This is a genomic window from Deinococcus yavapaiensis KR-236 (genome assembly GCF_003217515.1).
Taxonomy (GTDB): domain Bacteria; phylum Deinococcota; class Deinococci; order Deinococcales; family Deinococcaceae; genus Deinococcus_A; species Deinococcus_A yavapaiensis.
In genome coordinates this window covers 88,776-114,359 of record NZ_QJSX01000007.1, presented here as the reverse complement: position 1 = coordinate 114,359, position 25,584 = coordinate 88,776, and the positions used below count along the sequence as shown (strand labels likewise).

Below are 25,584 nucleotides of genomic sequence, written 5' to 3'. Positions count from 1 at the left end.
CGAGGTCATTGTGCGGCGCGGCCCAAGAGCGGCACATCGGCGGAATTCCCCAGGTTGACGGTCAAGCTTCCCTATTTTGCAGCAAGCCCATCTCGATTGCCGTCCTGACCGCCTCCGTTCGGCTCTTCGCACCGAGCTTGGAGAGCACCGACGAGACGTGATGATCCACGGTTTTCGCCGAGAGGACCATTCGCTCGGCGATCGCGCTGTTGCGCAGGCCTGCCGCCATCCAGCCGAGGACTTCGACTTCACGTTTCGTCAGGCCGGCCGGATGTGCCCGCGTCGAAGCGCGCGGTCCGCGAGGCAAGCTTTTCACGCCGAGATCGCGCAGGTGACGACCGACGACGGCCGCCATGGGACGCGCGCCGAGCTCCTCGAAGACGCGCAGCGCTTCTTTCAACGCGTCCGGGTCGCCCGACTCCGAGAGGGCGACGGCCGCTTCGTAAGGGCATCCCGAGGTGCGCCACGCGGCGGCCGCTTCCGCCCATCGTCCTTCCATCTGCAGCGCGCAAGGCCGCGAGGCGAGCGCGGGCACTCCGCCTCGCAGCTTCTCCGCCTTCCACTGCCAGTACGCCAACTCGCCGGTGAACCAAGGGTGACGGTGCCGTACCGCGTCGTCGTACACCGCGCGTGCTTCCTCGGCGGCACGCTCCGGCTGACCGCCGAGCCACGCGGCTTCCGCGCGCGCGATGCGCACGGCGGCGACTCGCTGCAAAGTCGCCGACCGATCGGCGAGCGCCAACGCCTCGTCGAGGACGGTCCACACGTCGACGTGGCCTTGACGCGCGTACACGTGGCCCAACGCCACGAGGGCCATGACTCGTTGAATCAAGGCGCCTTCGGGGTACTGCAGCACTTGCCGCGCCAGATCGACCGCGTCGTTCCAGCGACCGAGGCGCATCTGCACGATCGCTTGCCACGACAGCATGTACCGGAGAGGGCCTTCCATGTCGTGCTTGGCGCAAAAGGCGATGCCCCGCTGCAAGTCTTGTTCGGCGCGAAGAAACTCGTGCACCTCGCCCGAAGCCGAACCGAGGTTCGAGTACGCGTTGGCGACATGCACGGGAAGTTGCGCTTCCAGCGCGATGGCGAGGGCCCGCTCCAAGTTCTCGCGTCCCCGCTCGTAATCCACGAACATGAGCGACGAACCGAGGGTGTTGTACGAAGCGGTGAGTACGACGTTGTCCTCGAAGCGGTCCGCCAGCGTGATCGCTTGCTCGGATTCGGCGATCGCTTCGTCGATGTCACGCTCGAACATCCGCATGGTCGCCTGCGCATAACGCGCCAGCGCGAGTTCGGGGCTCGGAGGTAACGCTTCGAGCAAGTCGAGCGCCGCTCGGCTGACGGCCTCCGCCTCTGCGGTCTGCCCGAGGCCGACGTGCAAGCTCATCATCGACGCGAAGTTTCTTCCTTGTCCCAGCGGGTCGTTCAGTGCTTTCCACAACTCCACCGCTTCGCGTCGAGCGACGATCGCGTCGGCTCGTCGGTCGCAGATGCTGCACTCCTGAGCGAACCGTTCCAGCAGCGACGCGCGCTCGGCGAGCGGCAAGTCACCGGCGAAGCGCAGGGCCCGGGCGTACTGCGCCGCCGCTTCCCGGTGCGCGTGCAGTTCGGCCGCTTGCCGAGCGGCTTCGGGCGCGTACTTCAGCACCGCCTCGCGGTTCCCGGCGGCTTCGGCGTGGTGCGCGAGGCGAGCCGCCTCCGCGCGCGTGCTCGGCGCGGCCTCCAGCGCTTGCAGCGCCAGGCGGTGCAGCACTTGCCGACGGTGGGGAGGCACGGCTTCCAGAACGGCTTGCCGGGCCAGTTCGTGCCGAAAGGTCAGCACGTATCCGTGGGTGGAATCGTCTTGGCTTTGCATCACGCCGATGGCTCGGCACGTCTCGATCGCTTCCCACTCCGCCCCGGTCACCTCGGCGAGCACGCCAGGTTCGATGCGTGCACCGATGACCGCCGCCGCCTCCAGCACCGCTCGCGCCGACGGCGGCAGGCGCGCCGCCCTCGCGAGCACCGCGTCCCGTACGCTCGGCGGAATGCCCGTGGAACCGCTCGCGAGAATCTCCGTGACGAAAAAGGAATTGCCCGCGGTTCGGCGAAACAGGACGCCCGCGTCCAAAGCGTGCCCTGCCGCGAGCTCGGCCACGGCCGCTTCGCTCAGGGGAGGCAGCGTCATGCGACGAGTGGCGGGCGAGGTGGCGAGGTCGCCCAGCACGATCCGAAGGGGATGCCCCGCTCCGCTCTCGTCGTCGCGGTACGTGACGATGATCAAGGTGCGTGTTTCCGCGACGCGCCGTCCGATGAAGCGCAGCAAGTCCAGCGTCGCCTCGTCGGCCCAGTGCGCGTCCTCGATGATCAGCACGGTGGGACGCGGTCCCGAGCCGAGTCGGTCCAAGACGGCTTGGAACACTTGCAGGCGAGGAGCGTCGCTGCCGAACGATTCGAGCCCGAGCGCCGTCGCCGCGTCGGAGAGAGGGCCCAGGGGACGGGGCGTGGACAGCGGATCGCAGGCGCCGACGGCGAGTCGCGCGCGGCCACGCAGCCGTTGCGCCAGTTGCCGCACCAACGTCGTCTTGCCCACCCCGGCTTCTCCTCCGAGGAACACCACGCAACCGAGCCCGGTGGCCGCTCGGCTCAGGCTCTGCTCAAGCGTTTGCAAGAACGGCTCCCGCTCAAGGATGTCCATAAAGCGATTGTAGGCATCTTGGTCGATCACAGGTCGGCGAGGCGTCGGTCGGCGGTCGTTCCGTTCACGCGTCGGAAGCGGTCAAGTCGAGCCGACACGGAACACGTCGCCGTCCGAACGGCACGTTCGCGCGCTTCAACGGCCGCGCGCGGGAATCGCGAAGTTCCAGGGGCCTCGTTCATCACGTCGATCACCGGCGAGGTCGCGAGCCGCGCCTCGCACGAAGCTTGCTTCACGGCGAGCCGGATGTGCGATACAACCAGATCATGGCACCCCATTCCGCCGAAGCGATTCGTCAGTCGTTCACCTGGTGGTCCTTCGCGAAGCCCGGGACGAATCCCGATGACCTGCTGCGGAGCGCCGCCGCCGTCGGGTACGAGGCGGTCGAACTCCTCCCGATTGACTTGTGGCCCCGCGCCAAAGACGTGGGCCTCGCCGTCTCCGCCATGAACGGTCACGCATCCATCGAAGCCGGCCTCAACCGCCGAGGGCACCATGACCGGATTGTTCGTGAAATCCACGAGAACGTCCGTCTCGCCGAACGTTGGAACGTCCCGAACCTCATTTGCTTCAGCGGCAACCGCGCGGGGCGCACGGATGCCGAGGGCGCGCTCGTGACCATCGAGGGCCTCCGGCGGGCCGCTCCCGTCGCGGAGGCGGCGGGCGTGACGCTCGTGCTCGAACTGCTCAACTCCAAAGTCGATCATCCCGACTATCAATGCGATACGTCCGCGTGGGGCCTGAACGTCGTTCGGGCCGTGAATTCTCCGAGCGTGAAGTTGTTGTACGACGTGTATCACGCGCAAGTCATGGAAGGAAACATCATCGCGACGATTCGCGAGAACGCCGGGGACATCGGGCACTACCACACGGCCGGGGTCCCGGGACGCCACGACCTGGACGACGCGCAGGAAATCTACTACCCGGAGGTGCTGCGCGCCATTCACGACACGGGCTACCGAGGATTCGTCGCGCACGAGTTCGTTCCGAAGGGCGATCCCGCCCTTGCCTTGCGCGGCGCCTTCGACCTCACGCGAACGAGCGTCGTCTGACCGTTTGTTACTCGGGCGGCCATGAGGGGAACGAGAGAGTGGAACCTCCCCCGTTCGTCGATAAAGAACGTCGAGCTTGTGGGGTGCGTGAGCGGTGGCCCGTCTCGGTGACCGCACGGTTTCCCAACGAGTCGACATGCGCGAGTTCGGCGAGTGAGAGCCGTCCCGCCGATTCGTACACGGCGTGGAAGCGCGACCGGAAAGTTCGCTCGAAACGATCAAATCAAGGCAAGGTGAACCGGACGCTCTTTTCGAACGAAGGCCCAGCGAGTAAGGTGGATCGAAAATAACGAAATCCTCGCGCCAGGCGTCTGCTCCTCACAAGACGACCTTTGCGATCGAACGCGACATTTCACTCGTATTCATGGGGTTTTTCGGCATCGACGACCGTCACGGGACGGCGAAAGGAGCGAAGAATGGCAGCGCAAGAAAGCACTTCGACGAGGCGGGCACGATTCCACCCTCTGGTGAGCCTCGGCCTCACCCTCACCTTGGCGAGTTGCGCCACCATGCCGACGCCCACCATGAACGCGAAGGTGCAAGCGCAAGGGCAACTCGCGATTCGCAACGCCGACCCCAGCGTCATCCGCGTGAACAGCACCTACTACTCCGTGGAGTCCGACGGCAACAACATCTACTCACGTGCCGCGAGCAGCGTCGACGGTCTCGCGAACTCGGCCAGGACACTCATCTGGTCGAGCCCGAAGAACATGCCCAACGTGTGGGCGCCCGAACTCGTGCGTGACGCTGGCACGGGGCGCTACTACGTCTACTTCGCCTCCGGAGACGGCGGCGCGGGTCAACGCACGTACGTCACCGAGTCCACCAGTCCCGGCAGCGGCTACAGCAATCCCGTCCGCATGGCGCTGCCCGACGACCGTTGGGCGATCGACGCGACGATGTTCACGTACAACAATCAACGCTACCTCGTGTGGTCCGGCTGGGCGGGCACCACGAACGTCGAGCAAAACCTTTACATCGCCAAGATGTCGAGTCCGACCGCCACGACCGGCGCGCGGACCGTCATTTCCCAACCGCGCGAAACGTGGGAGCGCGTCGTCGGCAATCCGTACATCAACGAAGCGCCCGAAGCGATCAAGGACCCGAACGGGCAACTGCACGTGGTGTACTCCGCGAACGGCTCGTGGAGCGACCAGTACTGCCTGGCGGACTTGCGGCTTCGCGCGGGCGGCGACCCGACGTACGTGTGGGATTGGTACAAGTCCAACGGTTGCCTGTTCGGTTCGAACCGTTCGACGTTGATGAGCGGTTGGGACCCGACCCTCTACGTCAACGGGCCGGGCCATCACTCGTTCGTGCTGCAAAACGGCGACATCAACACCAGCCCGCCCGCCGGGTCGGCCTTTCCGCTCGCGTACCACGCGGTGCCCAAAGGCACGACGTACTCGTGGGCGAACCGCATGTGGTACAGCGGCACGTTCATGTGGTGGAGCAACATCACGTACAGCCGGAGCAACGTGCCGGGCGCCACGACGAACACCGGCTACAGCTTGAAGTTCTTCGAGTAACGCGGGACGAGGCGGCGTGGTCGGCGACTCCGGTCATCGCGCACGACTGGAAATGGCGGGTTTCGTCGACGATTCACGCCGAGGCACGCGGCGCGAACGCGCGCCGTGCACGTCCACCCTGGTTCGTTCAACCCACGCCGAGGGCGCGTTGAACGAACCAGAACCCGCCCGTGATCGTCACGCCCGCCGCCCCCATCATCAGCAGGTTTCGTGCGAGGCGAGGCGTGGCGCTTCGGCGCAGCAACAGCAGCAGGGGGGCCGCGAGCAGCACGATCGTCACCTGCCCGACCTCCACTCCCACGTTGAAGGCCGCGAGCGACCACGCCAGGGCTTGCCTCGGCAAGTCCAACTCACTCAGCACGCTCGCGAACCCGAAGCCGTGAACGAGACCGAAGCCGAACGCGAACATTGCCCGCGGATCCCGGACGGCGACACCGCCCGTTCGCAGTTGCCGCAGGTCGTGCAACCCGACGATGACGATACTGAGGGCGATGACGCTTTCCACGAGGCGCGACGGAAGTTGCACGACTTGCAACGTCGCGAGCGCGAGGGTGATGGAATGCGCCACGGTGAAGGCCGTGATGATCTCGACTTGCGTCCGAAGCCGCCCGCCGAGCAAGATGAGCGCGAGGACGAACAGGATGTGATCCGGTCCGATGAAGATGTGATGGACGCCTTCACGCACGAACGCCGCGATGACGTCGACCAAGGGACGCCGTGACGCGGCGAGCGTGAACGACGCGTCCGAGCGGTCCAGGGCGTACTGCCCCGCGAGTTCCTCGCCTCGGTAGACGTCGACGAACACCTTGTGCAGGGCATCTTCCGGAAAAAGGTTGGCCGACACGGCGAGATCGCCGCGAATGGCGGGGGCCGTCGCGGTGATCTCGATGTCCTCCCCGGCGAGTCGCATTCGCTTGATCGTCGGCGCGACCGCTTCGCCATTTGAAGAAAGCCGCAAGCGCGCGGTCAGCAATGCCGTCAGGGACGCTCGAACGTTTTTCGGGAGCGTGCTCGAACGCACCGCCGCCTCGGTCGTGCCCGAGGGAAGCGGTGAGGGTCGTTCGTGCAGCAACGCCGCGATCGGCAGCGTCACGTCGATGGTGGTCGTACTTTTCGCCAGACGCACGTCGACGTGGCTGAAGGTGATCGAGTGCGCGGAGGCGAAGGTACACACGGCGAGCAGGCCCACCAGGAAAAGGCGGACGCGCTTCACGACCTCGACGCTCCGTACGTGACGGCGAGGGTACGGCCGTCGTTGCTTCGCGCCTGCTTCGTCACTCGGTACTGCCATCCCGAGGCGGGCTGCAAGAAGACGTTGGCAATCCACGAGCTTTTGGCGGGCTGATAGCGATTCTGGTACGACAAGGTTCGCGTGCCCGCCGCGTCCGAACGCTTGGCGGTCGCGTAGATCTTGATGACGTTCCCGAGGCGCAGCGTGCTCAGCGATGGCACCTCCACGGTGCCCAGCGTCCAGGGCACGGTCTTGCCGTCGATCTTCAAGGTGGATCGACCGAGAACCTTCATGCCGTACGCGCGCGCTTCCTGATGCGACACGACTCCATCCTTGTTCGTGTCCAAGGCCGTCACGACCGCGCCCATCACCTTCGTGCCCGGCGTGAGGTCCAGTTCCAAGCGCACCTCACCGGGAGCGAGGGTGAGGTACGCGCCTTGCACGACCTCGTCCACGGGATGCGCGAAGGCGGCGCTCGACGCGAGGACGACGAGGGCGGCGGGGAGAAGGCGCGCGCGTTTCACGTCACGACCTCACTTCGTCCACGCGGCGCCGTAATCGTTGCCGATTTCGCGGTACATGTTGTGCAAGTGGTTGCTGGAGTCGCCGCCCATCGATTGCGGGGAGAACTCCATGACGAAGGTCGGGCCGGTCACGCGAAAGTACGCGTCGCCCGCGCTCGTCGTGGGGCCGTACCAAGCGAAGTACGTTCGCTTCAAGTTCTTCTCGATGGCCGCCATCTTCGGCGCGAGGTCGTTGGCGTTGAGGATGCCGAGACGCTGGCGAATCAGGGCGAGAAGTTGCGTCTTTTGCGCCGCCGTCATGTCGCTGCCGGACAAGCCTTCGGCTTGCAAAGTCTTGTTGTCTTGGCCGGGGCCGAGCACGAGGTCGATGCGGTTCGTACTCACGACCGCCTTGGCTTTTTGAGCCGCGTTCAGGCTGCTCAAAAGTGCGGACGCGTCCTTGACTTCCTCGGGGACTTGCGTGACGACCGTGACGGTCTTGCCGTTCACCGTCGTTCGAACAGGTTGCCCGCCGGTGAGGGTCGGCGCGAGGGTGATGTTCGGTCCGACGACGGTCGCGTTGATCGCCAGGTGGTGTCCGCCGAACTGCAAGGTCCAGGCGTTGGTGGTGGACGGCGAACCGAGAAAGGACACGTAATACTCGTCGCTCCCGAAGTTCAAGCCTCCCCCACCGCCCGCAGGCGGCGTACCGCCGTTCGGAGGACCGCCCGCGGGCACGCCGCTTTGACCGCCGCCTTGTCGGCCACCGTCGGTGGTTTTGAGGACGTCGTCGGCAGCCATCTGCTCCTTGACCATCTTCAGGCCGTCCGCGCTGAGCACCGCGCCGAGAAGGCTCATGAGGGCCGTGCGTTGCGCGCTCGTCATGTCACCCCAGCGCAATCCTTGGCGTTGGAAGATGCCGCTGGGAAAGTTCGACCAGCGGGCGCGTTGCGCCGCGTCCGTCCAAGCGAAGCTCACGGCCTTCTTCTGCGAGGCGGAAAGGGTGTTCAGGAAGGCGTTGGCGGCGTTGACGACCTTGACCGTTTGTGCGTCTGCCGCCACGGTCGTGGTCGCAGTGGCCGCCGTCGCGTGCGAAAAGCTGGTGAGCGAAGCCCCGGTGAGGACCGTGGCGAGGACGGCGGTGAGGATCATGGATTTCTTGAGCATGGAAGAGCCTTTCGAAAAGCGCGTCGTGCCCGCAGGGACCGACGTGAGCGAGAGGAAGCGGGGCTTGGGCGCCACCGTGCGGGAAAGGAGCGGAAGGTTCAATCGCTCAGGGGACAGTTTCACGGGGGCATGTTAGGAAGTTGCAAAGACCTTCTTCACGACCGAAGTGCCGCGCCCGACGTCGGGGCCGCCTTGCATACGGGCCGTTCATCGCTTTCGCGGCCGAGCCACGCGCGACCTTCACGCCGATTCGAGGGCCCACGTCACGTTCACGAATCTAGAGCGCACGGTGGCTTCCACGACGAGCGCGAAAGGGGGCGGTCCGACTTCACTTTCGCGGACGCTTCAGGCAAGAAAGCCCGCCTCGCCGTGTAAAGTGAGACGGCATGAGTGTGCTGCACGTTCGCCTTCTCGGTCCACCCCAGGTGCGAGTCGATCAGAACGCGCCCGTCACGCGCTTCTCGCACCGAAAGGCCCTCGCGCTACTCGCTTACCTCGTCTTGGAGCCGCGACCGCACACGAGAAGCGCTCTCGCCGGGTTGTTGTGGCCCGACTCGGAGGACGCGACGGCGCGCTCCGCCTTGCGCAACACCTTGTCGTTTCTGCGCGACCTGCTCGGCGAGGCGGCCGATCGCTTGCACGCGCGAGGCTCCACGGTCGAACTGCGGCTTCAGCCCGACGACGAACTCGACTGCGCCTTCACCCTGCGTGACGTCGCCCTCGACGAGATCGACGTGCGTTCGCTCACCTTGGAGTTGCTCGGCGGCGTGCCCGACGCTCCGGACGACGCGTTCGGCGCGTGGCTGGTCGACGCACGCGAGCGCGTTCGACGAGACGCCGCCGCCCTGCTGCAACGAGCGGTCGAGCACCACCTCGGCAGCGGCGATGCAGGCGGCGCCCTCGACGCCGCGAGCGGCTGGGTGACGCTCGAACCTCACGTCGAGCAGGCGGTCCTCATCTTGATGCGCCTGCATGTCGAAGCCGGACGACCCGACGCGGCTCGCCGCGTCCTCGAAGCGCACGCGGCGCACGTTTCGCATTCGTTCGGCGCTCGTCCCTCTCAAGCGCTGCTCGACTTCGCCGCGACGCTGCGAACCGCGAGGGTCACTTCACCTGTCTCCTCGACCCCCGGGGTTCCGCGAACCGCCGCCTTCTTCGGGCGCACGTCGGAACTCGAACGGATGATGGGCGCTTTTCGTGAAGCGCAGCGCGAAGCGGGCGCCGTCGTCATCGACGGTGAGCCCGGCATCGGCAAGACGCGGTTGGTCGAAGCGTTCCTGGAACAGGCCGCCGCCAACGGCGCGCGCGTGCTGCGCGGACGAGCGCTCGAAACAGCGCGCTTCCTGCCGTACCACGCCTTGACCGACATCTTGCGGAGCGTCCTGCCCGACGACCTCGCCCGCACGCCCCTCGATCCCGCCGGATTGGCGGAACTCACGATGCTGCTGCCGGACTTGCGAGAACGCCATCCCGACTTGCCCGAGCCCAGCGGCGACGCGGCCGTCGCGAGCGCCCGACGCCTCGCCGTCATCGGCGAAGCGCTCAAGGGCGCCGCGAATGGCTCGCCGTTGGTGCTGTTCCTCGACGACGTGCAGTGGGCCGACCAAGCGACGCTCGACGCGGTCGCGTGGCTCGCTTCGCGTCCCGAGCACCGTGAAGCGCGGCGCCTGCTCTTTCTCAACGTTCGCCGTGAAGCGCTCGCGCAACCCGAACTGCGCCGCTGGCTTGCCGAGTTACCCCGCGCATGGCGCGTGACGCGCATCTCCCTCGGTCCGCTCGCGAGGGATGACGGACGCGCGTGGCTGTCATCCCTCGTGGCAGGCGCGGACCTCGACCGGCTCGAATCTTGGATGCACGCCCGCACGGCGGGACAGCCGTTGTTCATGGCGGAAACGCTGCGCACCCTGCAAGACGAACGCGTCCTGCTCGTGGACGCGTCGGGCGCGGTGAACGTGGACGCCGCCGCGCTCGAACGCATCGACGACACGCCGCAAGGCGTGCGCGACGCGGTGCAGGCGAGGCTGTCACGACTTTCACCGAGTGCCGCTCGCCTCGTGAATGCCGCGAGCACGCTGGGGCGTCCGGTGCCGCTCGACGTGCTGCGCGCCGTTTGCGGATTCGAAGAGGACGACGCCCTCGACGCGCTCGACGAAACGAGCGCCCGGGGCGTCCTCGTCGAGCACGGCGACGTCGTGGTGTTCACCCACGATCAACTTCGCGAAGTCGCCGCTCAGGACGTGACGGACGCGCGGCGGCGTGCGCTGCACCGCCGCGCGCTCGAGGTGTTGCGCTCGACGGGCGAAGCGAGCGCCATGCTCGCGTGGCACGCGCGCGAAGCGCACGCTTGGACGGACGCCGTTCGCTTCGACCTCGCGGCAGGACGCGCCGCCGCGAAGCTCGCCGCCAACACCGAGGCCATCGCTCACTTCGAGCGAGCGCTCGACGTCCTGCAGAGCTCGCCGCGTGGCTTCGACCGCGCGGCCCTCACGGGCGACGAGGTGTTCGAGCTGTTCGACGCGCTCAACGTCGCGTACGACGACACGGAAGATCGGCATCCCAATCGGCGCGCGGCGCTCGTTCGAATGCACGCCGAAGGCCGAGAGAGGCGCGACGAGCGCCTCACCGTCCGCGCCTTGACCGAACTCACCGTGATCCACGTCTGGACGCCCGGAGAAGAAGAGCAAGCCGCGCGATGCCTCGAGGAAGCGGCGGCGCTCGTGACGAGCGGTGAGACGCGCGCTTGGCTCGAAAGCGCCCGCTTCTACGTCGCGGTTCGTCACGGCGACGGCGAAGCGCAGTTGCGCCACGCGCGCGTCGCTTTGGAGGAAGCGCGCCGCACCGACAACGAGTACCTGATCGGCATGTGCCTCGCGAATCTCTCCACCGCCCTCGGGTACACACGTGACTGGACGGTCGCGTCACGCGCCGCGCTCGACGCGGCCGAGCAACTCGAGCGAGCTCACAACCGCCTCGCGGCGCAGCGAAGTGCCGTCACGGCCGCGTACGGACTGTGGTACGCCGACGACCTCGAGGGATGCGTTCGCGTCGCGAACGCCTCGGTCCTCACGTCTCGGGAACTGCACTCTCCGCAATTCGAGGTGTCGGCCATGAGACCGATGCTGACGGGCCTCACCGCCCTCGGACGAACGGCGGACTTGCACGCGGTCCTCGCGCGCTTCGAGGCGCTCCTCGAAGAACGGGACGACGAGGCCTTCCGAGCCCTGTGCCTGCTCGACCTCGCCATTGCTCGGCACGCCCTCGGGCAGTTCGGCGAGGCGCGCGCGGCGTACTTGGAAGTCGAAGCGACGCACACGCGCGTCGCGCTGCCGTACTTCTCGGATTACGCGCCGTCCGGACTGAGCGACCTCGCGTGGAGAGAAGGCCGCCTCGACGAAGCGGCCACCTTCGCCAAGCTCGCGGCGGCACGCCGAGGCGGCGGCGTGGTGCCCTTGGCGTTCAGCGGCGTCGCGAGCGAAGTCGCCGCGCTCGCGCGCTCGGGTGACGTCACGCGCGCCCGAGAAGTCGTCGGGTACTTCGAGTACGCCTCGGAAAGCGCGGACGCGCCGTTGTGGCAGGCGTGGACGACCGCGACGCTCGAACGGCACCTCGGTCACGCCGAGCGAGCCGAACGCTTGTACTCCCGAGCTCGGGAGCACGCCGAGGCGTTGCGGCGGCCTCTGCTCGGCTTGCGTCTCGCGGGCGAGCACGCGCGGCTGCTCGGCGAGTCGAACCGAACCGAGGAGGCGCGAACGGTCGCGGCTTGGATCGCCGAGGCGGTCGAGCAGCACGCGAAGTTCCTGCCGAACGAGGTCGCGTCGAGCTTTCGACGCGCGTACGAATACCGCGGATGATCGGCCGGTCCGCGCATCGCGCGCCGTTTGCCGCGCTCACCTGAAACGCCCTTCTCCCCGAAGGCCGAACATGCCTTCTCTTGGCTCGCTCGAAGATCGTGGAAGCGGAACGTGAGGGCGGCTTTTCGGCTCGCGACGAGGGACTTCAGGGCGGGTCCGCCCTGAAGTCCCTCGGGTCGGTCTACCTGGTCCCGACTGCGCGGGTCATCAATAGAAGCGCATGGAAGGCAAATCGAGCGCGGCGACAAAGTCGAGGATATGGGTCACCTTGTCGCGGCCCGACCAGGCACGCAAGGTGCGAAGAACGCCGCGAGGTTCGCGGCGCGGCAACGCGCGTGCCACGCGAGCCTCGTGGCGCAGGACGTCGAGCTTGCGTTGGGCTTGTTCTTGAACGTGCGTGGCGTCGAACATGAGGAACCTCGATTCGAGGGAGAGAAGCGGAAGGCCGGTCGATCTGCCTTCACGGTACGTGGGCTGCGCAATCGCACCGCAATTCACGTCCGACGTCGGCCGGACCTCGCGATTACGCGCTTGTTGCGCTGCGTTCGTACGTTGCAGGCAGGAGGAAGGCATGCTCATCCCACCCTTGCCGCCCGCCGCGTCCGCTTCGGCGTTCAAGGAACACCGTGCTGCACGCTCGACGCGTCCGCCTCCTTCGGCAGTGGAATTCTCGAACGCGCTCTTCACGTCACGTCCCGAGGATCGACGGCCGTCCGTGACGCCCATCGATTGAAGACGTCTCGCCGTCGAACGCACGGCGTTCCACGAAGCATCGACAGCGCGCGTTCCGCCTGAGTTCGCGCTTCGACTTCAAGAAATCCGGGAAGGCATGACGGCGCCGACGCGCCCCTTTGCCCTCGTCTGTCATGTCCCGTCGACGTCGCGCTACGAAGCGACGCGGTCGGTCGCGCCTCTCCTCGTCAGGAGCTTGCCATGATTCATGCCACCCGACGCTTCGCCCGCCGCGTCGTCCTGCTGTCGCTCACGTTCACCTCGATGCCGCTCGGCCAAGGAGCGGCGCAGGAGGCGTCCCTTGTCGCCTTCGACGGCACCATCTCGAAGATCGACGCGGCGACGCGCGCCCGAATGACTTCCTCGTGGCATGTGGGCTGTCCCGTCTCGTTGGAACGGCTGCGGTTGCTGCAACTGAGCTATTGGGGCTTCGACACGAAACCGCACCGAGGCGAACTGGTCGTCCACGAAGAGGTCGCCTCGGATGTGATGGCCGTCATGCGGGCCTTGTACGAGCAGCGGTTTCCCATCGAGGAGATGAAGCTCGTGGACGTGTACGACGGGAACGACGACAAGTCGATGGAGGCGAACAACACCTCGGCCTTCAACTGCCGCGCGGTGACGGGACGCCCGGGCGTGTGGTCGGAGCACTCGTACGGACGGGCCATCGACATCAACCCCGTGCAAAATCCCTACGTGCGCGGGCGGACCGTGCTGCCACCGTCGGCGACGGCGTTCGAGAACCGCGCTCGAGTTCGTCCTGGCATGATTCACGCGAATGACCGTGTCGTCGCCGCGTTCACGGCGATCGGGTGGAGTTGGGGCGGATCGTGGACGTCGCCCAAGGATTACCAGCACTTCTCGAAGTCCGGGCGCTGAAAGCAGGCTTCGCGAACGCGGCTTGCACCGACGTCAAGCGAGGATTCACACGCCGACCAGGAGGACCGACCCTCATCGTCGTGTCGCGCGCCCTCAAGCATCGACGGCGCGCAGCGTGAAGTGAAACGTACTGCCCTGCCCCACCGTCGATTCCGCCCAGATGCGCCCGCCGTGCCGCTCGACGATCTTCTGGCAGATGCCGAGACCCAAGCCCGTACCTTCGAACTTGTCGTGCGAGTGAAGGCGCTTGAACAACTCGAACACCCGCTCCAAGTACGCTTGCTCGATGCCGATGCCGTTGTCGGCCACGCGCACGTGCCACGCGTTTCCTTCCCGCTCGGCCGTGATGCGCACGATGGGCGTGGTGCCCAGCGCTTGGAACTTCACGGCGTTCGACACCAAGTTCTGGAAGAGTTGCGCGAGTTGCGGTCCGTCGCCGAGCACCATCGGGAGTTCGCCCACGAGGAGTTGCGCGCGCGTGTCCGCCAAGCGTCTCGCTAGCCGCGCGCGCGCTTCGGTCAGGGGTTGGTGCAAGTCCACGGCCTTGAGGGGCGCGGCGTCGCCGTGAACGCGCGAGAACGTCAACAAGTCGTCCACGAGCGCTTTCATGCGCTCCGCGCCTTTCACGAGCGTCGAAAGGTACAGCAGGCCTCGCTCGTCGAGGCTCTCGGCGTAGCGTTTCTCCAGCAGGCCCGCGAAGCTCGACACGGTTCGGATGGGCTCTTGAAGGTCGTGGCTGGTGATGTACGCGAAGCGTTCGAGTTCCTCGTTGCTGCGCGACAAGGCTTCGTTGGCCGTCGAGAGTTCCGCCGTGCGTTCCGCCACGCGCGCTTCGAGCGTGGCGGTGAGGTCGCGAAGCGCCTGCTCTTTGGCGTGCAGTTCGGTGATGTCACGTGACACGCCCAGCAAGCGCGTCACGTTGCCTCCTTCGTCACGAATCGGGCTGACGGTGACGTGCCACCACCTCGGAGTGCCTTTCATGGTGGGGCAAAAGCCCGTGAAGGACGCGACGTGCCCTTCACGGGCTTCGCGCAACGCCTGCTCGACGTGCTCGCGGGCCTCGCCGCTCCAGAAGGTCGGCCACAAGGCGTTCTTGCACATCTGGAAGTCCTCGACTTCCATGACGTCGAGGCCGCCTTCATTCATCCACACGAGGTGCGCGTCCATGTCGAGGACCTTGATGCAGTCGGCGTTGCTGTCGAGCAAGCTTCGTTGAAAGGCGTTTTGCCGCGCGAGTTCCACTTCGAGGTACTTGCGTTCGGTGATGTCGATGACCGTGCCGATGAAGCGCACGACGCGCCCGCCGTCGACGAAGGCGCGGCCGCGCGCCGCCATCCAGCATTCCGCGCCGTCTTCGTGGTCGATGGCGCGGTACTCGACGTTCAATTCACCCGCTCCGCCGGGATCGAGCGCCGCCGCGACGGCCGCTTCGACTCGGTCGCGATCGTCGGGATGCAAGTTCGCCAGGAAGGTCGCTTCGTACGCCACGTCCGCTTGAGGTGCCAAGCCGAAGAGTTCTTTCGTGCGCGCGTCCCACTGCAGCGTTCCCGCCACGAGATCGTAATCCCACGTGCCGATCGACGCCGCTTGCGTCGCGAGGCGCAAGCGTTCTTCGCGTTCGCTCAACGCGGCGAGCATCGAGCGGCGTTCCTGCACGTCGAGCAGGACACCGGGAAAGGACAGCGGCGTGCCGTCCTCGGCGTGATCGACGCGGCCGTTCGCTTCGATCCAGTAGTAACGTCCGTCGAGTCGCCGCACGCGGTATTGGTACGCGTACGGTCCGCCGCGCGCGATGCCCTCGGTGATGGCGGCGACGACGCCCGAAAGATCATCGGGATGCACCGTCTCGAGAATCCGCTCCGCGCTGAGCCCTTCGCGTCCGAGCGCCGGGTCGAGGCCGAAGTTCACCGCGAACCCTTCGTCGACGGTCACCTGGTTGGCGCGCAAATCCCAGAACCACGTGCCGAGGATCGCCCCGGCCGACAGCGCGAGTTGCACGCGCTCGGCGTTCTCCCGAAGCAGCCGTTCGGCGGTGATCTGCTCGGTCACGTCCTGCTCGGCGATCACCGCGCCGATCACGCGCCCTTCGCTGTCGAGCACGGGCGCGGCGTTGTTGAGGAAGAACCGTCGTTCGTTCGTGCCGAACAGTTGGTACTCGACGAGTTCGCCTCGCACGGTCTCACCGTGCAGCAACGCGCGGGCCATCGCCCACTCGTCCGCTTGGATGCGCGCTCCGGATTTCGGCCACCAGCCGATCCATTCTCCGTACTGCTTCCAACTCGTCGTTTCAGGAGCGCCTCCCCACAACGCGCGATGCGCGGCGTTGTCGTGCATGAGGTGGCCGGAAGCGTCGGAGAAGACCACGCCGACGGGAAGCGCGTCGAGCGCTGCCGTGAGGCGCGCTTCACTCGCCTGCAACTTCGCTTCCCACGCGAGGCGTTCGGACAAGTCGTAGAAATAGCACACGACGCCGAAGCGGCCGTCGGGCAGGATGAGACGCTCGATGCGCCAGTCGTACGCTTCAGTCTCGTCGACGTCTTGACGCTGCTCGTTGGTCCGCGTCGAGACGTACGGCTCGCCCGTCGCGAGCGTGTTCCGAAAGCGCGAGATGGCCTCGGACGCGAACGGTTCGGTCCAAATGAGCCTCAGCACTTGCGCGAAGTCCCGCCCGAGCAGCGGACGGACGTTCTCGAAGACCTTCCTCGCGCCCCGGCTCACTTCGGTCAAGCGGAAGTCGGCGTCCACGACGTAAATGCCGAACGGATTGTTCTGCACGAGGTTGGTGAAGGTCTCGGCGTTGGCGCGCACGCGCGCTTCGGTCACCTTGCGCTCGGAGGTGTCCTCGATGATGCCGATGCCGTAGTCGGGCTGGCCGTGCACGTCTCGAACGAGCGACAGGGTCGACTGCGTCCACACGACGTGGCCCAGCTTGTGCACGAAGCGCTTCTCGAGCGTGTACGAACCGAGCTCGCCGGCGGCCATGCGCCGAAAGGACGCGAGGGCGAGGTCGACGTCTTGCGGAGACGTGATCGCCGTCCACGGCGTCGCGAGCAGTTCTTCGCGGCCGTAGCCGAGAATGGCGCATAACGCGTCGTTCACTTCCAAGAAGCGCTCACCTTCGAAGCTCACGCGCGCCACGCCCACCGCGGCGTTCTCGAACACCGCGCGAAAGCGCTCGTCGGCCGCGAAGTGAGCCCGCTCGGCTTCCACGCGCTCGGTGATCACTTCCAACGCGGTTTGTTCGGCTTGCAGACGGTCGTGCACGTCCGTCGCCGTCCCCAGCCACCCCCCGCCGTCGAGCGGGCGCATGACGACGTGGTGCCAACGGTACACGCCGTCGTGTCGGCGCAAACGCACGTCGAGCGCGAACTCCTCGGTTCGCGCGAGGCTGCTGGCGTGAAGGCGGCTCACGTGCTCGCGGTCGCCGGGATGAACGGCGATGAGCCACCCGTGCCCGTCGGACTCCTGCCGCAAGCCGGTGTACTCCCTCCACGCGCGATTCAAACGCGTGCTTTCTTCGTCGGGGCGCTTCGTCCACATGATCTGCGGTGCGGTCTGGAACAGCGAGTGCGCGTGAACCTCGGCTTGTTTGAAAGCGTGCACGTCGTGGAAGGTATTGATGACGTACGCGAGGCGCCCACCATCGAACGTCGCGAGGCTGCGCAGGCGGTGCCAGCGGTACGCGCCGTCGCGTACACGCACGCGCAGCTCGATTTCGTCGGATCGACCGTCGCGCGGAACGCGCCGGGCATGCTCGCGGTCGTCTGGGTGCAGGAGGCTCGTGAAGTCGCCTCCACGTTGCGAAGTCAGTTCGAGGCCGACGTGCGCGGTGAACGCGGCATTGCCGAACACCACCCTGCCGCTCGCGTCGCTCAGGCAAGCAGGGAGCGGCAGCTGGTCCAGCAGGAAGGACGTCAGGCGTTCGGCGGACTGCTCGGGCATCTACCAAGGATATGGGGAAAGCTCGAAGGTATGGTTGCTTTTTTACCATCCCGAGGGCGGCGGGCGGTCAATCGAGCGAGTGGTGGGTTCGAGCTGCGCGTGCCGACTCGCCGCCGATGGACGATGGACAAGCAGAGTGGACGCGTTCTCTCGAAGGTTCGGTGCGGCGCCGCGCTGGTGAAATTCCCTATCATGGTTGGTAAAGAAGTCGTTTGGGCGCGCTTCTGCACCTTGCGCCTACACTGCAAGCAATGGATCACGAGCGTGTCGAAACCTGGGAGGCGGCCTTGTCTGACGAGCAGCGCGAGCGGCTCGCCGCGCTTCGCGCCCGCAAGTGCCGCGTCGAAGCGGTGTTCGTGTCTGCGGACGAGCAGAACGGCATCCCGGCGCACGTGCGATTGAGCGCCGTGATCGACCACGTCTTGCTTGCCGTTCAGCACGAGCAGAACGACATCGGCGCCGCCTTCGACGTTCTTTACCTCGAAGTCGAGACGAAGTTGACGCTTCCCGATTCGAGTCGACCCAAACCGCTCAATTGAAGCGGTCGACGTCGTGAAAGCGAGCGCCCTCTTGGTGGAGCGCTCGCTCTTCGTATGACGCCGATCGAGCGACCGTTCAGTAAGGCACGGGGCCTTCCGTCAGGTCGCCGTGGTCGAACACGGCACGCAGTTTGCCCAGCTCGACGCCGTTTCCGGCTGCGTGGTGAATGAGGACGGTGACACGCTCGCCACGCTCGATACGCTGAAGGTCGTCGCGCGTGATGAATCCGGACACCGTGACGTCCTCGATGGGAATCGCGATGGTCTCGCTTGGCAGCATGCCTCAGCATATCGAGGAAACGAACGCTTGTTATGACGCTTCTCTTCACGCGCTGAATGTCGAGCTCTCAGTCGAGACCGCTCTCAGCGCGTCCGATTCAGCACGGCGCGAGCTTGGCAAGTCACCGAACCCGTTCCGTGAGGCGGCTCGCGCGAGCAAGGCGGGGGGCGGTCGCGGTTCACCGACCAAGCCGCCCCGATGCGTCGATCACCCGTTGGTCGATTCGTGATTCAAGGCGTTGCGCTGCGGACAGCGTGCCAGGCGCTTCGAGCGCGAACGCTATCTTCATGTTCTCCAAAGAGTTCGAGGACGTTCCGCCATTCACGCACGCCGCCTTCGTAGAATGCGCCCTACATCGATGCCCCTCTCCGATCATGCGTCATCCCCGTCGATCTCCCGGCGGTTCTCCAGCGCTTTCCGGACGCGTTCCGGCAAAGCGCCACGCGCACACGAACGAGTAATCCTCGGTCAGCCTTGCAACTGGCCGCCCGAAGTCACAGAAGGACGTGCCTCGTTTTGTACGCCGCCGATCTTGGCGCGCACTTCGCGAGGTAGTTGCCGCGCTCACCTCCAAGACCTCGAGCGGCCCGTACCGCACGGGCCGCTCCCATCGTTTCACGGGGCGTCCCCGATTTCAGCGAAAGGAACTCGCCCGTGGAAGTGAGCGGCAACGCAGAGGGCCCGAGCGTGCTCGGCACGTCCTCGTCCCCTTTGCCTTCCGTCACCTCGAGCGAGAGGAATCCACGTGACCGACCTTGACTTCGAGAAAATCGCGTACGGCGGCGACTGGAACCCCGAACAGTGGGACCGTGACGTGTGGCGCGAAGACGTCCGGTTGTTCCGCGAGGCTGGCATCGACTTGCTCAGCATCAACATCTTCGCGTGGACGATGCTGCAACCCGACGAGGACACCTACGACTTCACGCACCTCGACGAGATCTTCACGCTGCTGCACGCCCACGGCATGCGCGTGTGCCTCGGTACCGCCACGGCCGCGCACCCCGCGTGGATGGCGACACGCTACCCGGACATTCTGCGGGTGGACGCGCAGGGCCGCAAACGCAAGTTCGGGAACCGCCACAACTCCTGCCCCAGCAGTCCGACCTACCGACGGTTCGCGCCTCGTCTCGCCGGGGCGCTCGCCGAGCGGTACGCGGCGCACCCGGCGCTCGCGTTGTGGCACGTCAGCAATGAGTTCAGCGGCGCCTGTTACTGCGAGCGATGCGAAGGCCGCTTCCGCGAGTGGCTGCGCGCGCGGTACGGCACCCTCGAAGCGCTGAACCACGCGTGGAACGCACGGTTTTGGAATCAGACCGTCACCGATTGGGACGAGATCGTCGCGCCGAACGTCCTGAGCGTGCAGGCGCACGATCGACGGACGGTCCTTCAAGGCTTGTCCCTGGATTACCTGCGTTTCAACAGCGACAACATCCTCGACACGTACGTGCTGGAGGAACGCGCCATTCGCGCTCATCATCCCGACGCGGTGATCACGACCAACTTGATGGGAGCGTACCGTTCGCTGGACTACCGTGCGTGGGCGCCTCACTTGGACGTCATCGCGTGGGACTCCTACCCTGGGGGGCGTGACACGCCCCCCAGGACGGCGATGCTGCACGACTTGATGCGCGGCCTCAAGGACGGCCAGCCGTTCCTGCTGATGGAGCAGACGCCCAGTCAAACCAACTGGCAGCCGTTCAATGCCCTGAAACGCCCCGGAGTGATGCGCCTGCAAAGTTACCACGCGGTGGCGCACGGCGCGGAAGCGGTGATGTTCTTCCAAATGCGTCGCTCGCCCGGCGCGGGCGAGAAGTTCCATGGCGCGGTGATCGAGCATCACGGACGCGCCGACACGCGCGTGTTCCGAGAAGTGGCGGCGCTCGGCGAGGAGCTTCGGCGACTCGGGAACGTCACCCTGGGGAAACGCATCCGCTCGCGAACGGCGGTGTGGTTCGATTGGGAGAGCTGGTGGGCGAGCGAGAACTCCCTCGGGCCGAGTCAGGCGTTGGATTACGTCGAGCAGGTCGCGCAGATGTACGACGCGTTGTACGCCAACGGCGTGGCCGTGGATCTCGTCGGACCTGGCAGCGACTTGAGCGGGTACGAGGTTTTGGCCGCGCCGGTGCTGTACTTGTTGCATCCCGAGACGGTGGACGCCCTCAGCGCGTTCGTGAAGCGCGGGGGGCACTTGGTGACGACCTTCCTGAGCGGAGTCGCGGACGTCAGCGACCGCGTTTTCCCCGGGGGACCTCCGGGACCGCTGCGAGCGTTGCTGGGCTTGTGGGTGGAGGAAATCGACGCGCTTGCACCCGAGGTCACGAACCGAATCGTCTTGTCCGAGCCGCTCGGTGAGCTGAAGGGCGCTTACGACTGCAACTTGCTGTTCGACATCATCCGCGTGGAGGGCGCCGAAGTGCTCGGTACGTACGAGGGAGACTTCTACGCGGGTACGCCCGCGTTGACGCGGCACGCGTACGGCGAGGGGTACGCGTGGCATGTCGCGTCGAGCGCCGAACCTGAATTCCTGAGGAAGTTGTTCGGACACCTCTGCCGCGAGCAGCGAGTCGAGCCGACGTACCCGAACCTCCCGGTCGGCGTGGAGGCGGTGGTGCGTGGTGACGATGACGATCACGTGTTGTTCCTGCTCAATCACGGATCTCAGGCGGTCACGGTGCCGCTCGTGGAGGCGGTGCGAGACTTGCTGGGCGGCGGCATCGTGAAGGACGAGGTGCGCTTACCGCCGTACGGAGTGCTGGTCGGTCGCCCCACGCGGTGACGTTCGTCTTCTCGCCGTCGACGCTTCGCGCGATCGCTCTCGGCTTGCTCGCCGCAATGCCCTCGGCGTCGGAGCGGTCAGGGAAGCTCGGACGAGCACGTGTTCAGCGCGGCCAACGCGGGCCGGTTCAGCGAGTGCGCCAGCGCATCCACAGCGCCATCGTCAACGTGAGCGCGGCCAGGGTCGCGAGCGTCGTCGGAATCGCGCGTTCTCCGAACAGTGCCACGGCTCGTCCCACCACCGCCGGGAAGATCGTGCTGCCCAGCAGGGCGCCCGCGACGATCACGGCGGTGGCGTCCTGCCGCGCTTGCACGGCGCGCGACGCCCACGTGAAGGTGTTCGGGAAGACGGCGGCGAGCGCTCCGCCCAGCGCGACGAGCGCGTACGGCGCGGCGCTCGGCACGTGCGCGACGAGCAGCAAGCCCATGGCGAGCGTGAGGGCGACGAGCACGAGGATCGGCGGGGCGAAACGCAAGCTGAGCGGCACGGCGGCGAGGCGGCCCAGCGTGAACAGCACGAAGAACAACGCCGTGAAGCTCGCGGCGGCTTGCGGCGTCTTGCCGAGGCTGACGAGGTACGTGGCGTTCCACCCGATGCTGCTCGCTTCCACGCCCACGCCGAGCGCGAGCAGCATGATGAATCCCACGAGCGGTCCTTTGGGTGAGCGCGGTCGGCTCGTGTTCGGGGCGGACGCGACACGGTCGTCGAGCGCCACGGCGAATGGCAGCAGCAGCAACGCGCTCGCCGCGATGACCACGAAGGGCAGGCGGGCGTTGGCGGGAGCGGCGGCGACGACGAGCGGCCCGAGAACCGCGCCGACACCGAACAGCGCGTTGAGGAGGTTCACCATGGCGGCGCTTCGCGGCCCGAACCCCGCGGCGAACAAGCTGTTGAGGCCGACGGTGATCGCGCCGTAGCCGAGGCCGATCAGCAAGGCGGCGAGGAGCGCGGCGCTCCACGAGGAGGCGACGGCGAGAAGCGCCGCGCCCACGCCGAGCAGCGCGACGGCCACGCCCGCGCGCCACCGCGCGAACGGACGTCCTTGCAGGGGAACGGCGCTGAGCACGCCGAGCAACGCGCCGAGGCTGTGCGCGCTGATGAGCAGGCCAGCCGTGCTGACGCTCACGCCGAACTGGCGACTGAGGCTGGGCAAGGCGGGACCGTACAGCGCTTGCGTCGCGCCGATGAGCACGAAGACGAGGATGCTGGTCAGGGCGGCGCGAGGGGAAACCGTCATGTCGTGTGTCATCGTAGGCGTTCCCGAGAGATCATCTGAAGCTCGGTCGCGGTGGAAGGGCGGCAAAGGCGAGCGGTGCGACGGACGAACGAGCCATGGCCGCGTTCGGCTTTCCCGCCGCGACCGAACAGGCCGTTCGCGCGAACACCTCGAAGTCGCGGGCGGCGCTTTGAGAGGGAAGGTCGCCTCGGTCACGCTCGATCCGCGCCGCTCACGGCGGCGTCACGTGGTGTACGATGACGGCGAAAGGGGGTGACATCGTGCCACAAGGGAACGCGCTTCGTCGCGTGCAACGCGCTCCGTCGGCGACGATCTCGCCCTCTGCCTGTTTTCTCGTTTGAACGCCGGGCGCTCGTGCACGCTTCCCTCGGGGCTACTTCGCTTCGATGACTGTTCGTGCCATCCCTCGGCGCGGCGGCCCGTGGTCGTTCGCCGTTCGAGGTTCACTTTTCGCCCGACGTTGGAAAGCAGGAACTTCATGAATGATCACACTCGGCGGCGAGTCACGCTCGCCCAAACACTCGCGAGCGTTTACGCTCCGCATCCTGAAGTGGCGTGCGTCGTCGTGGGCGGGTCGGTCGCCCGCGACTTGGCGGACGCTCGATCCGACCTCGAGTTGGGCGTGTTCTGGCACTCGCCGCCCACCGACGACGACCGCGCCGCCCTGCTTCGTGCGGGGCATGTTCGGCATCCGCGGTCGTTTCCGTACTTTCCCGACGAGGATTTGTGGCTCGATCAGGGGCTCGTGGACGACGTTCGACTCGACATCATCCACCGTACCGTGCAGGGCGTCGAGCAAGGCATCGAGGCCGTCGTGACGCGGGGTGAGTGGAGCGTGTACGCGCTCAACGCGCTCGCGGTTCTACAGTACGCTTTGCCGCTGACGAGCATGGAATCGCTGAGCGGCTGGCGTGAGCGAATCGCGGTGTACCCGCCGGTGTTGCGCGACGCGGTGATCGACGCGCACCTCGAGCCGACGCCGACGGTGTGGCTTCGTCAGCACGTCGAGCGTGGCGAGTGGATCTTGCTGTACGAGCGGTTGGTGCGCGACCAAAAGCACTTGCTGATGGTGCTCGCCGCGCTCAACGGTGTCTACTTGCCGCACGCCGAGTTCAAATGGCTGGCGGCTTTGGAAGCTTCGTTGGCGTGGGCTCCGCGCGACCTCACGGCTCGCCTCGCCGCCGTGCTGAGCGGCCCTCCGCGAGAAGGCGTCGAGGTGCTTCACGGCCTGTGGGAAGAGACGTACGACCTCGTGGCGCGGCATCTTCCCGAAGTCGGTCAAACCGCCAAGGCGAGACGATGGTTGAATCAACTCGCCGCTCCTTCCGTGGAGCCTTGAGGGCGGCCCAGGCTTCGCCCTCACCTCCTGTCGCGTCCCGCGTTCGACCGCAGTCCCAGCCGTGATACGAGGCAACGGCATGAGCGACGATCGCTCATGCCGGAGTGATCCGTCAAGGTCGGGCGGGCGCTTGTCGAGCCTTCGTACTTGGATACCCCGTTGGATCGATCGAAATGAACAGGCCACGCTCGAGCGTGGCCTGTTGAGTGTGTTTAGGCGAGTTGGAGAACTTCGCGGACGGAGTTGGGATGCATCAAGGTGAGGACCTCCGGAAGTGATCTGGCGGGTACGCGTTCACGTCTCCGCTGATGACCACAGTATAGAATCTAAGCTCCTCAATGTCAAGCTTCTTGATGTTGATCGTCTCTTGTTTCGGGAGAATCTAATTACCGAGCGCCAACGGCCCAGCACGAGGAGGCTCGCCCTTGTCGGTTGACGCGTCTTCTTCGTGGCTCGCTCGCGTCTTCAGGACCTGACGCTCGCGAGGATTCTGCTTTCGAAGCACGGCGCTACGGCGAGAGGCTTTTGCAATCCCGATTCGAAACCTTCGACCTCGTGGCCAATCAAGGCTGCTCTTCCCCGAGCGAGTCGGAGCGCAGGCGGCCTCGCAACCACAGCGCGTACGAGGCCACCAAGACTCCGCACGCGGTCGTGACGATCTCCACGGAGCTCGCGGCCATCGCCGCGCTCACCCCGAAGTCGCCCAGGGGACGCAAGCCGCCCACGAGCAGGGTGTTCAAACTCATCACCCGCCCGCGCGCCGAGTCCGGCGAGAAAAGCTGCATCATCGTGACCGCCGTGGTTCCGACCACGTTTCGCGCCGCACCGTGCAACAGCAGCGCACCGGCGCACACGAGCAAAGACGAGCTGAGCGAGAACACCACCAGCGCCATCGCCCACACGCTCAGCACCACCACGAAGACACGCGAGTGACGACCGGCTCCGAGCAACGCCTGCGTGACCGATGCCAGCACGGTACCGGCCCCCACCATCAAGAACAGCATTCCGAGTTGGCCGCCTCCGACGTGCAGCACTCGCACCGCGTACAGCGGCAAGATCACGGACGGGGAAGGGCCGAGCAGCAGCAGCAAACCGTACCCACTCACCACCCACGGCAGCGTGGAGTGGCGAGCGACGACCGCGAGGCCCTCTCCCACGGACGCGAACAGCGGAGTCGAAGGCTTTTGGACGGCAGGCGCGCGCGGAAGGCGCATCAGGGCGAGGCACACGAGCACCACCAGGAATCCCAGCGCGTTCACGCCGAAGTTCACGGCGAGCCCCAGCGTCGCCGCCGTGAGACCCGCGACCGCGGGACCCAGGGTCCCGGCGGTGGTCATCGCGAGCGAGTTCAGGGCGGTGGCGTGCGGTAAGTCTTCGCGCGGCACGAGACTGGGCAGCAACGACGAACGGGCGGGCTGGTCGAAGCTGGCCACCACGCCCGAGAGAAACGCGAGGCCTACCACGATGGGAAGTGTGGCCGTGTTCGTCGCGGTGAGCGCGGCCAGGGTCCCGGCCAGCAGTGCCAGCAGCGACTGGGTGACGAACAGCACGCGGCGCTTGTCGAAGCGGTCCACGACGCCCCCACCGAGGAGCGAGAAGGCGAAGAAGGCCAGTGCCTGCGCGAGGGACACCGCGCCGAGCGCCACGGCCGAGTCGTGGCTGAGCTTCAACACCAGCAGGCTCTGCCCGACGACCTGCATGAACGTCCCGACGCCCGACACGGCCTGTCCGATCCACAGCAACCGGAAGTTGCCGTGACGCAGCACCGCCCAAGCGGCAAGGCGAGCGGAACGCGCGATCTCGGGGCGTGTGAGGCTCGAGCGCCCTTCGCGTCGAGTCTGCATGCC

General features: G+C 66.4%; 17 protein-coding genes. 8 read left to right on the top strand and 9 right to left on the bottom strand.

Annotated elements, in window-relative coordinates:
- Window positions 1–61 precede the first annotated feature (61 nt).
- Complete coding sequence (locus DES52_RS10375) at window positions 62–2,680, bottom strand: ATP-binding protein (RefSeq protein WP_146237253.1); 2,619 nt, start codon at window positions 2,678–2,680, stop codon at window positions 62–64.
- Between the two features lie 266 nt (window positions 2,681–2,946).
- Here DES52_RS10375 and DES52_RS10365 point away from each other — a divergent pair, with 266 nt between their 5' ends.
- Window positions 2,947–3,732, top strand: a complete 786-nt coding sequence (locus DES52_RS10365) for a hydroxypyruvate isomerase family protein (RefSeq protein ID WP_110886840.1) — start codon at window positions 2,947–2,949, stop codon at window positions 3,730–3,732.
- A gap of 416 nt (window positions 3,733–4,148) precedes the next feature.
- Window positions 4,149–5,261 (top strand): glycoside hydrolase family 43 protein, encoded by a 1,113-nt coding sequence (locus DES52_RS10360; protein WP_211317901.1) that lies wholly within the window; start codon window positions 4,149–4,151, stop codon window positions 5,259–5,261.
- Between the two features lie 127 nt (window positions 5,262–5,388).
- Here the strand turns inward: DES52_RS10360 and DES52_RS10355 are convergent, their stop codons facing one another.
- The 3 genes from DES52_RS10355 to DES52_RS10345 are packed head-to-tail and all read right to left on the bottom strand — an operon-like array spanning window position 5,389 to window position 8,285.
- The gene (locus DES52_RS10355) at window positions 5,389–6,474 is read right to left on the bottom strand and encodes a HupE/UreJ family protein (RefSeq protein ID WP_170130992.1); all 1,086 of its coding nucleotides are present in this window, start codon (window positions 6,472–6,474) and stop codon (window positions 5,389–5,391) included.
- Entirely contained in the window at window positions 6,471–7,016 is a 546-nt protein-coding gene (locus DES52_RS10350) for a hypothetical protein (RefSeq protein WP_110886744.1), read from the bottom strand. The genes DES52_RS10355 and DES52_RS10350 overlap by 4 nt, the downstream gene beginning before the upstream one ends.
- 9 nt (window positions 7,017–7,025) lie before the next feature.
- Window positions 7,026–8,285, bottom strand: coding sequence for a DUF3500 domain-containing protein (locus DES52_RS10345; RefSeq protein ID WP_146237252.1), 1,260 nt, complete (start codon window positions 8,283–8,285; stop codon window positions 7,026–7,028).
- A 263-nt stretch (window positions 8,286–8,548) separates the two neighbouring features.
- Between DES52_RS10345 and DES52_RS10340 the strand changes: the two genes are divergently transcribed.
- Entirely contained in the window at window positions 8,549–12,013 is a 3,465-nt protein-coding gene (locus tag DES52_RS10340; RefSeq protein WP_110886742.1) for an ATP-binding protein, read from the top strand.
- 207 nt (window positions 12,014–12,220) lie between these two features.
- Here the strand turns inward: DES52_RS10340 and DES52_RS22550 are convergent, their stop codons facing one another.
- Window positions 12,221–12,424, bottom strand: coding sequence for a hypothetical protein (locus DES52_RS22550; RefSeq protein WP_146237251.1), 204 nt, complete (start codon window positions 12,422–12,424; stop codon window positions 12,221–12,223).
- 160 nt (window positions 12,425–12,584) lie between these two features.
- On the opposite strand from DES52_RS22550, the gene DES52_RS22905 reads away from it, so the two are divergent.
- Together DES52_RS22905 and DES52_RS10330 are read left to right on the top strand one after the other, a co-directional pair.
- Entirely contained in the window at window positions 12,585–12,746 is a 162-nt protein-coding gene (locus DES52_RS22905) for a hypothetical protein (protein WP_170130991.1), read from the top strand.
- A 200-nt stretch (window positions 12,747–12,946) separates the two neighbouring features.
- A complete protein-coding gene (locus tag DES52_RS10330; protein ID WP_110886740.1) occupies window positions 12,947–13,624 on the top strand; it encodes a M15 family metallopeptidase in 678 nt (225 codons plus the stop codon).
- Window positions 13,625–13,717: 93 nt separating this feature from the next.
- Here DES52_RS10330 and DES52_RS10325 read toward each other — a convergent pair whose 3' ends face one another.
- Window positions 13,718–17,566, bottom strand: a complete 3,849-nt coding sequence (locus tag DES52_RS10325) for a PAS domain S-box protein (protein WP_110886739.1) — start codon at window positions 17,564–17,566, stop codon at window positions 13,718–13,720.
- 251 nt (window positions 17,567–17,817) lie between these two features.
- Between DES52_RS10325 and DES52_RS10320 the strand changes: the two genes are divergently transcribed.
- Complete coding sequence (locus DES52_RS10320; protein ID WP_110886738.1) at window positions 17,818–18,105, top strand: hypothetical protein; 288 nt, start codon at window positions 17,818–17,820, stop codon at window positions 18,103–18,105.
- 76 nt (window positions 18,106–18,181) lie between these two features.
- On the opposite strand, the gene DES52_RS10315 is transcribed toward DES52_RS10320, so the two are convergent.
- Window positions 18,182–18,385, bottom strand: coding sequence for a hypothetical protein (locus DES52_RS10315; RefSeq protein ID WP_110886737.1), 204 nt, complete (start codon window positions 18,383–18,385; stop codon window positions 18,182–18,184).
- Window positions 18,386–19,130: 745 nt separating this feature from the next.
- Here DES52_RS10315 and DES52_RS10305 point away from each other — a divergent pair.
- Entirely contained in the window at window positions 19,131–21,161 is a 2,031-nt protein-coding gene (locus tag DES52_RS10305; protein ID WP_110886735.1) for a beta-galactosidase, read from the top strand.
- Window positions 21,162–21,288: 127 nt separating this feature from the next.
- Here DES52_RS10305 and DES52_RS10300 read toward each other — a convergent pair whose 3' ends face one another.
- A complete protein-coding gene (locus tag DES52_RS10300) occupies window positions 21,289–22,398 on the bottom strand; it encodes an MFS transporter (RefSeq protein ID WP_245900899.1) in 1,110 nt (369 codons plus the stop codon).
- A 478-nt stretch (window positions 22,399–22,876) separates the two neighbouring features.
- On the opposite strand from DES52_RS10300, the gene DES52_RS10295 reads away from it, so the two are divergent.
- Window positions 22,877–23,737 (top strand): hypothetical protein, encoded by an 861-nt coding sequence (locus DES52_RS10295; RefSeq protein ID WP_110886733.1) that lies wholly within the window; start codon window positions 22,877–22,879, stop codon window positions 23,735–23,737.
- A gap of 563 nt (window positions 23,738–24,300) precedes the next feature.
- Here DES52_RS10295 and DES52_RS10290 read toward each other — a convergent pair.
- Window positions 24,301–25,581: an MFS transporter gene (locus tag DES52_RS10290; RefSeq protein WP_170130990.1), complete on the bottom strand. Its 1,281-nt coding sequence runs from the start codon at window positions 25,579–25,581 to the stop codon at window positions 24,301–24,303.
- Window positions 25,582–25,584 lie beyond the last annotated feature (3 nt).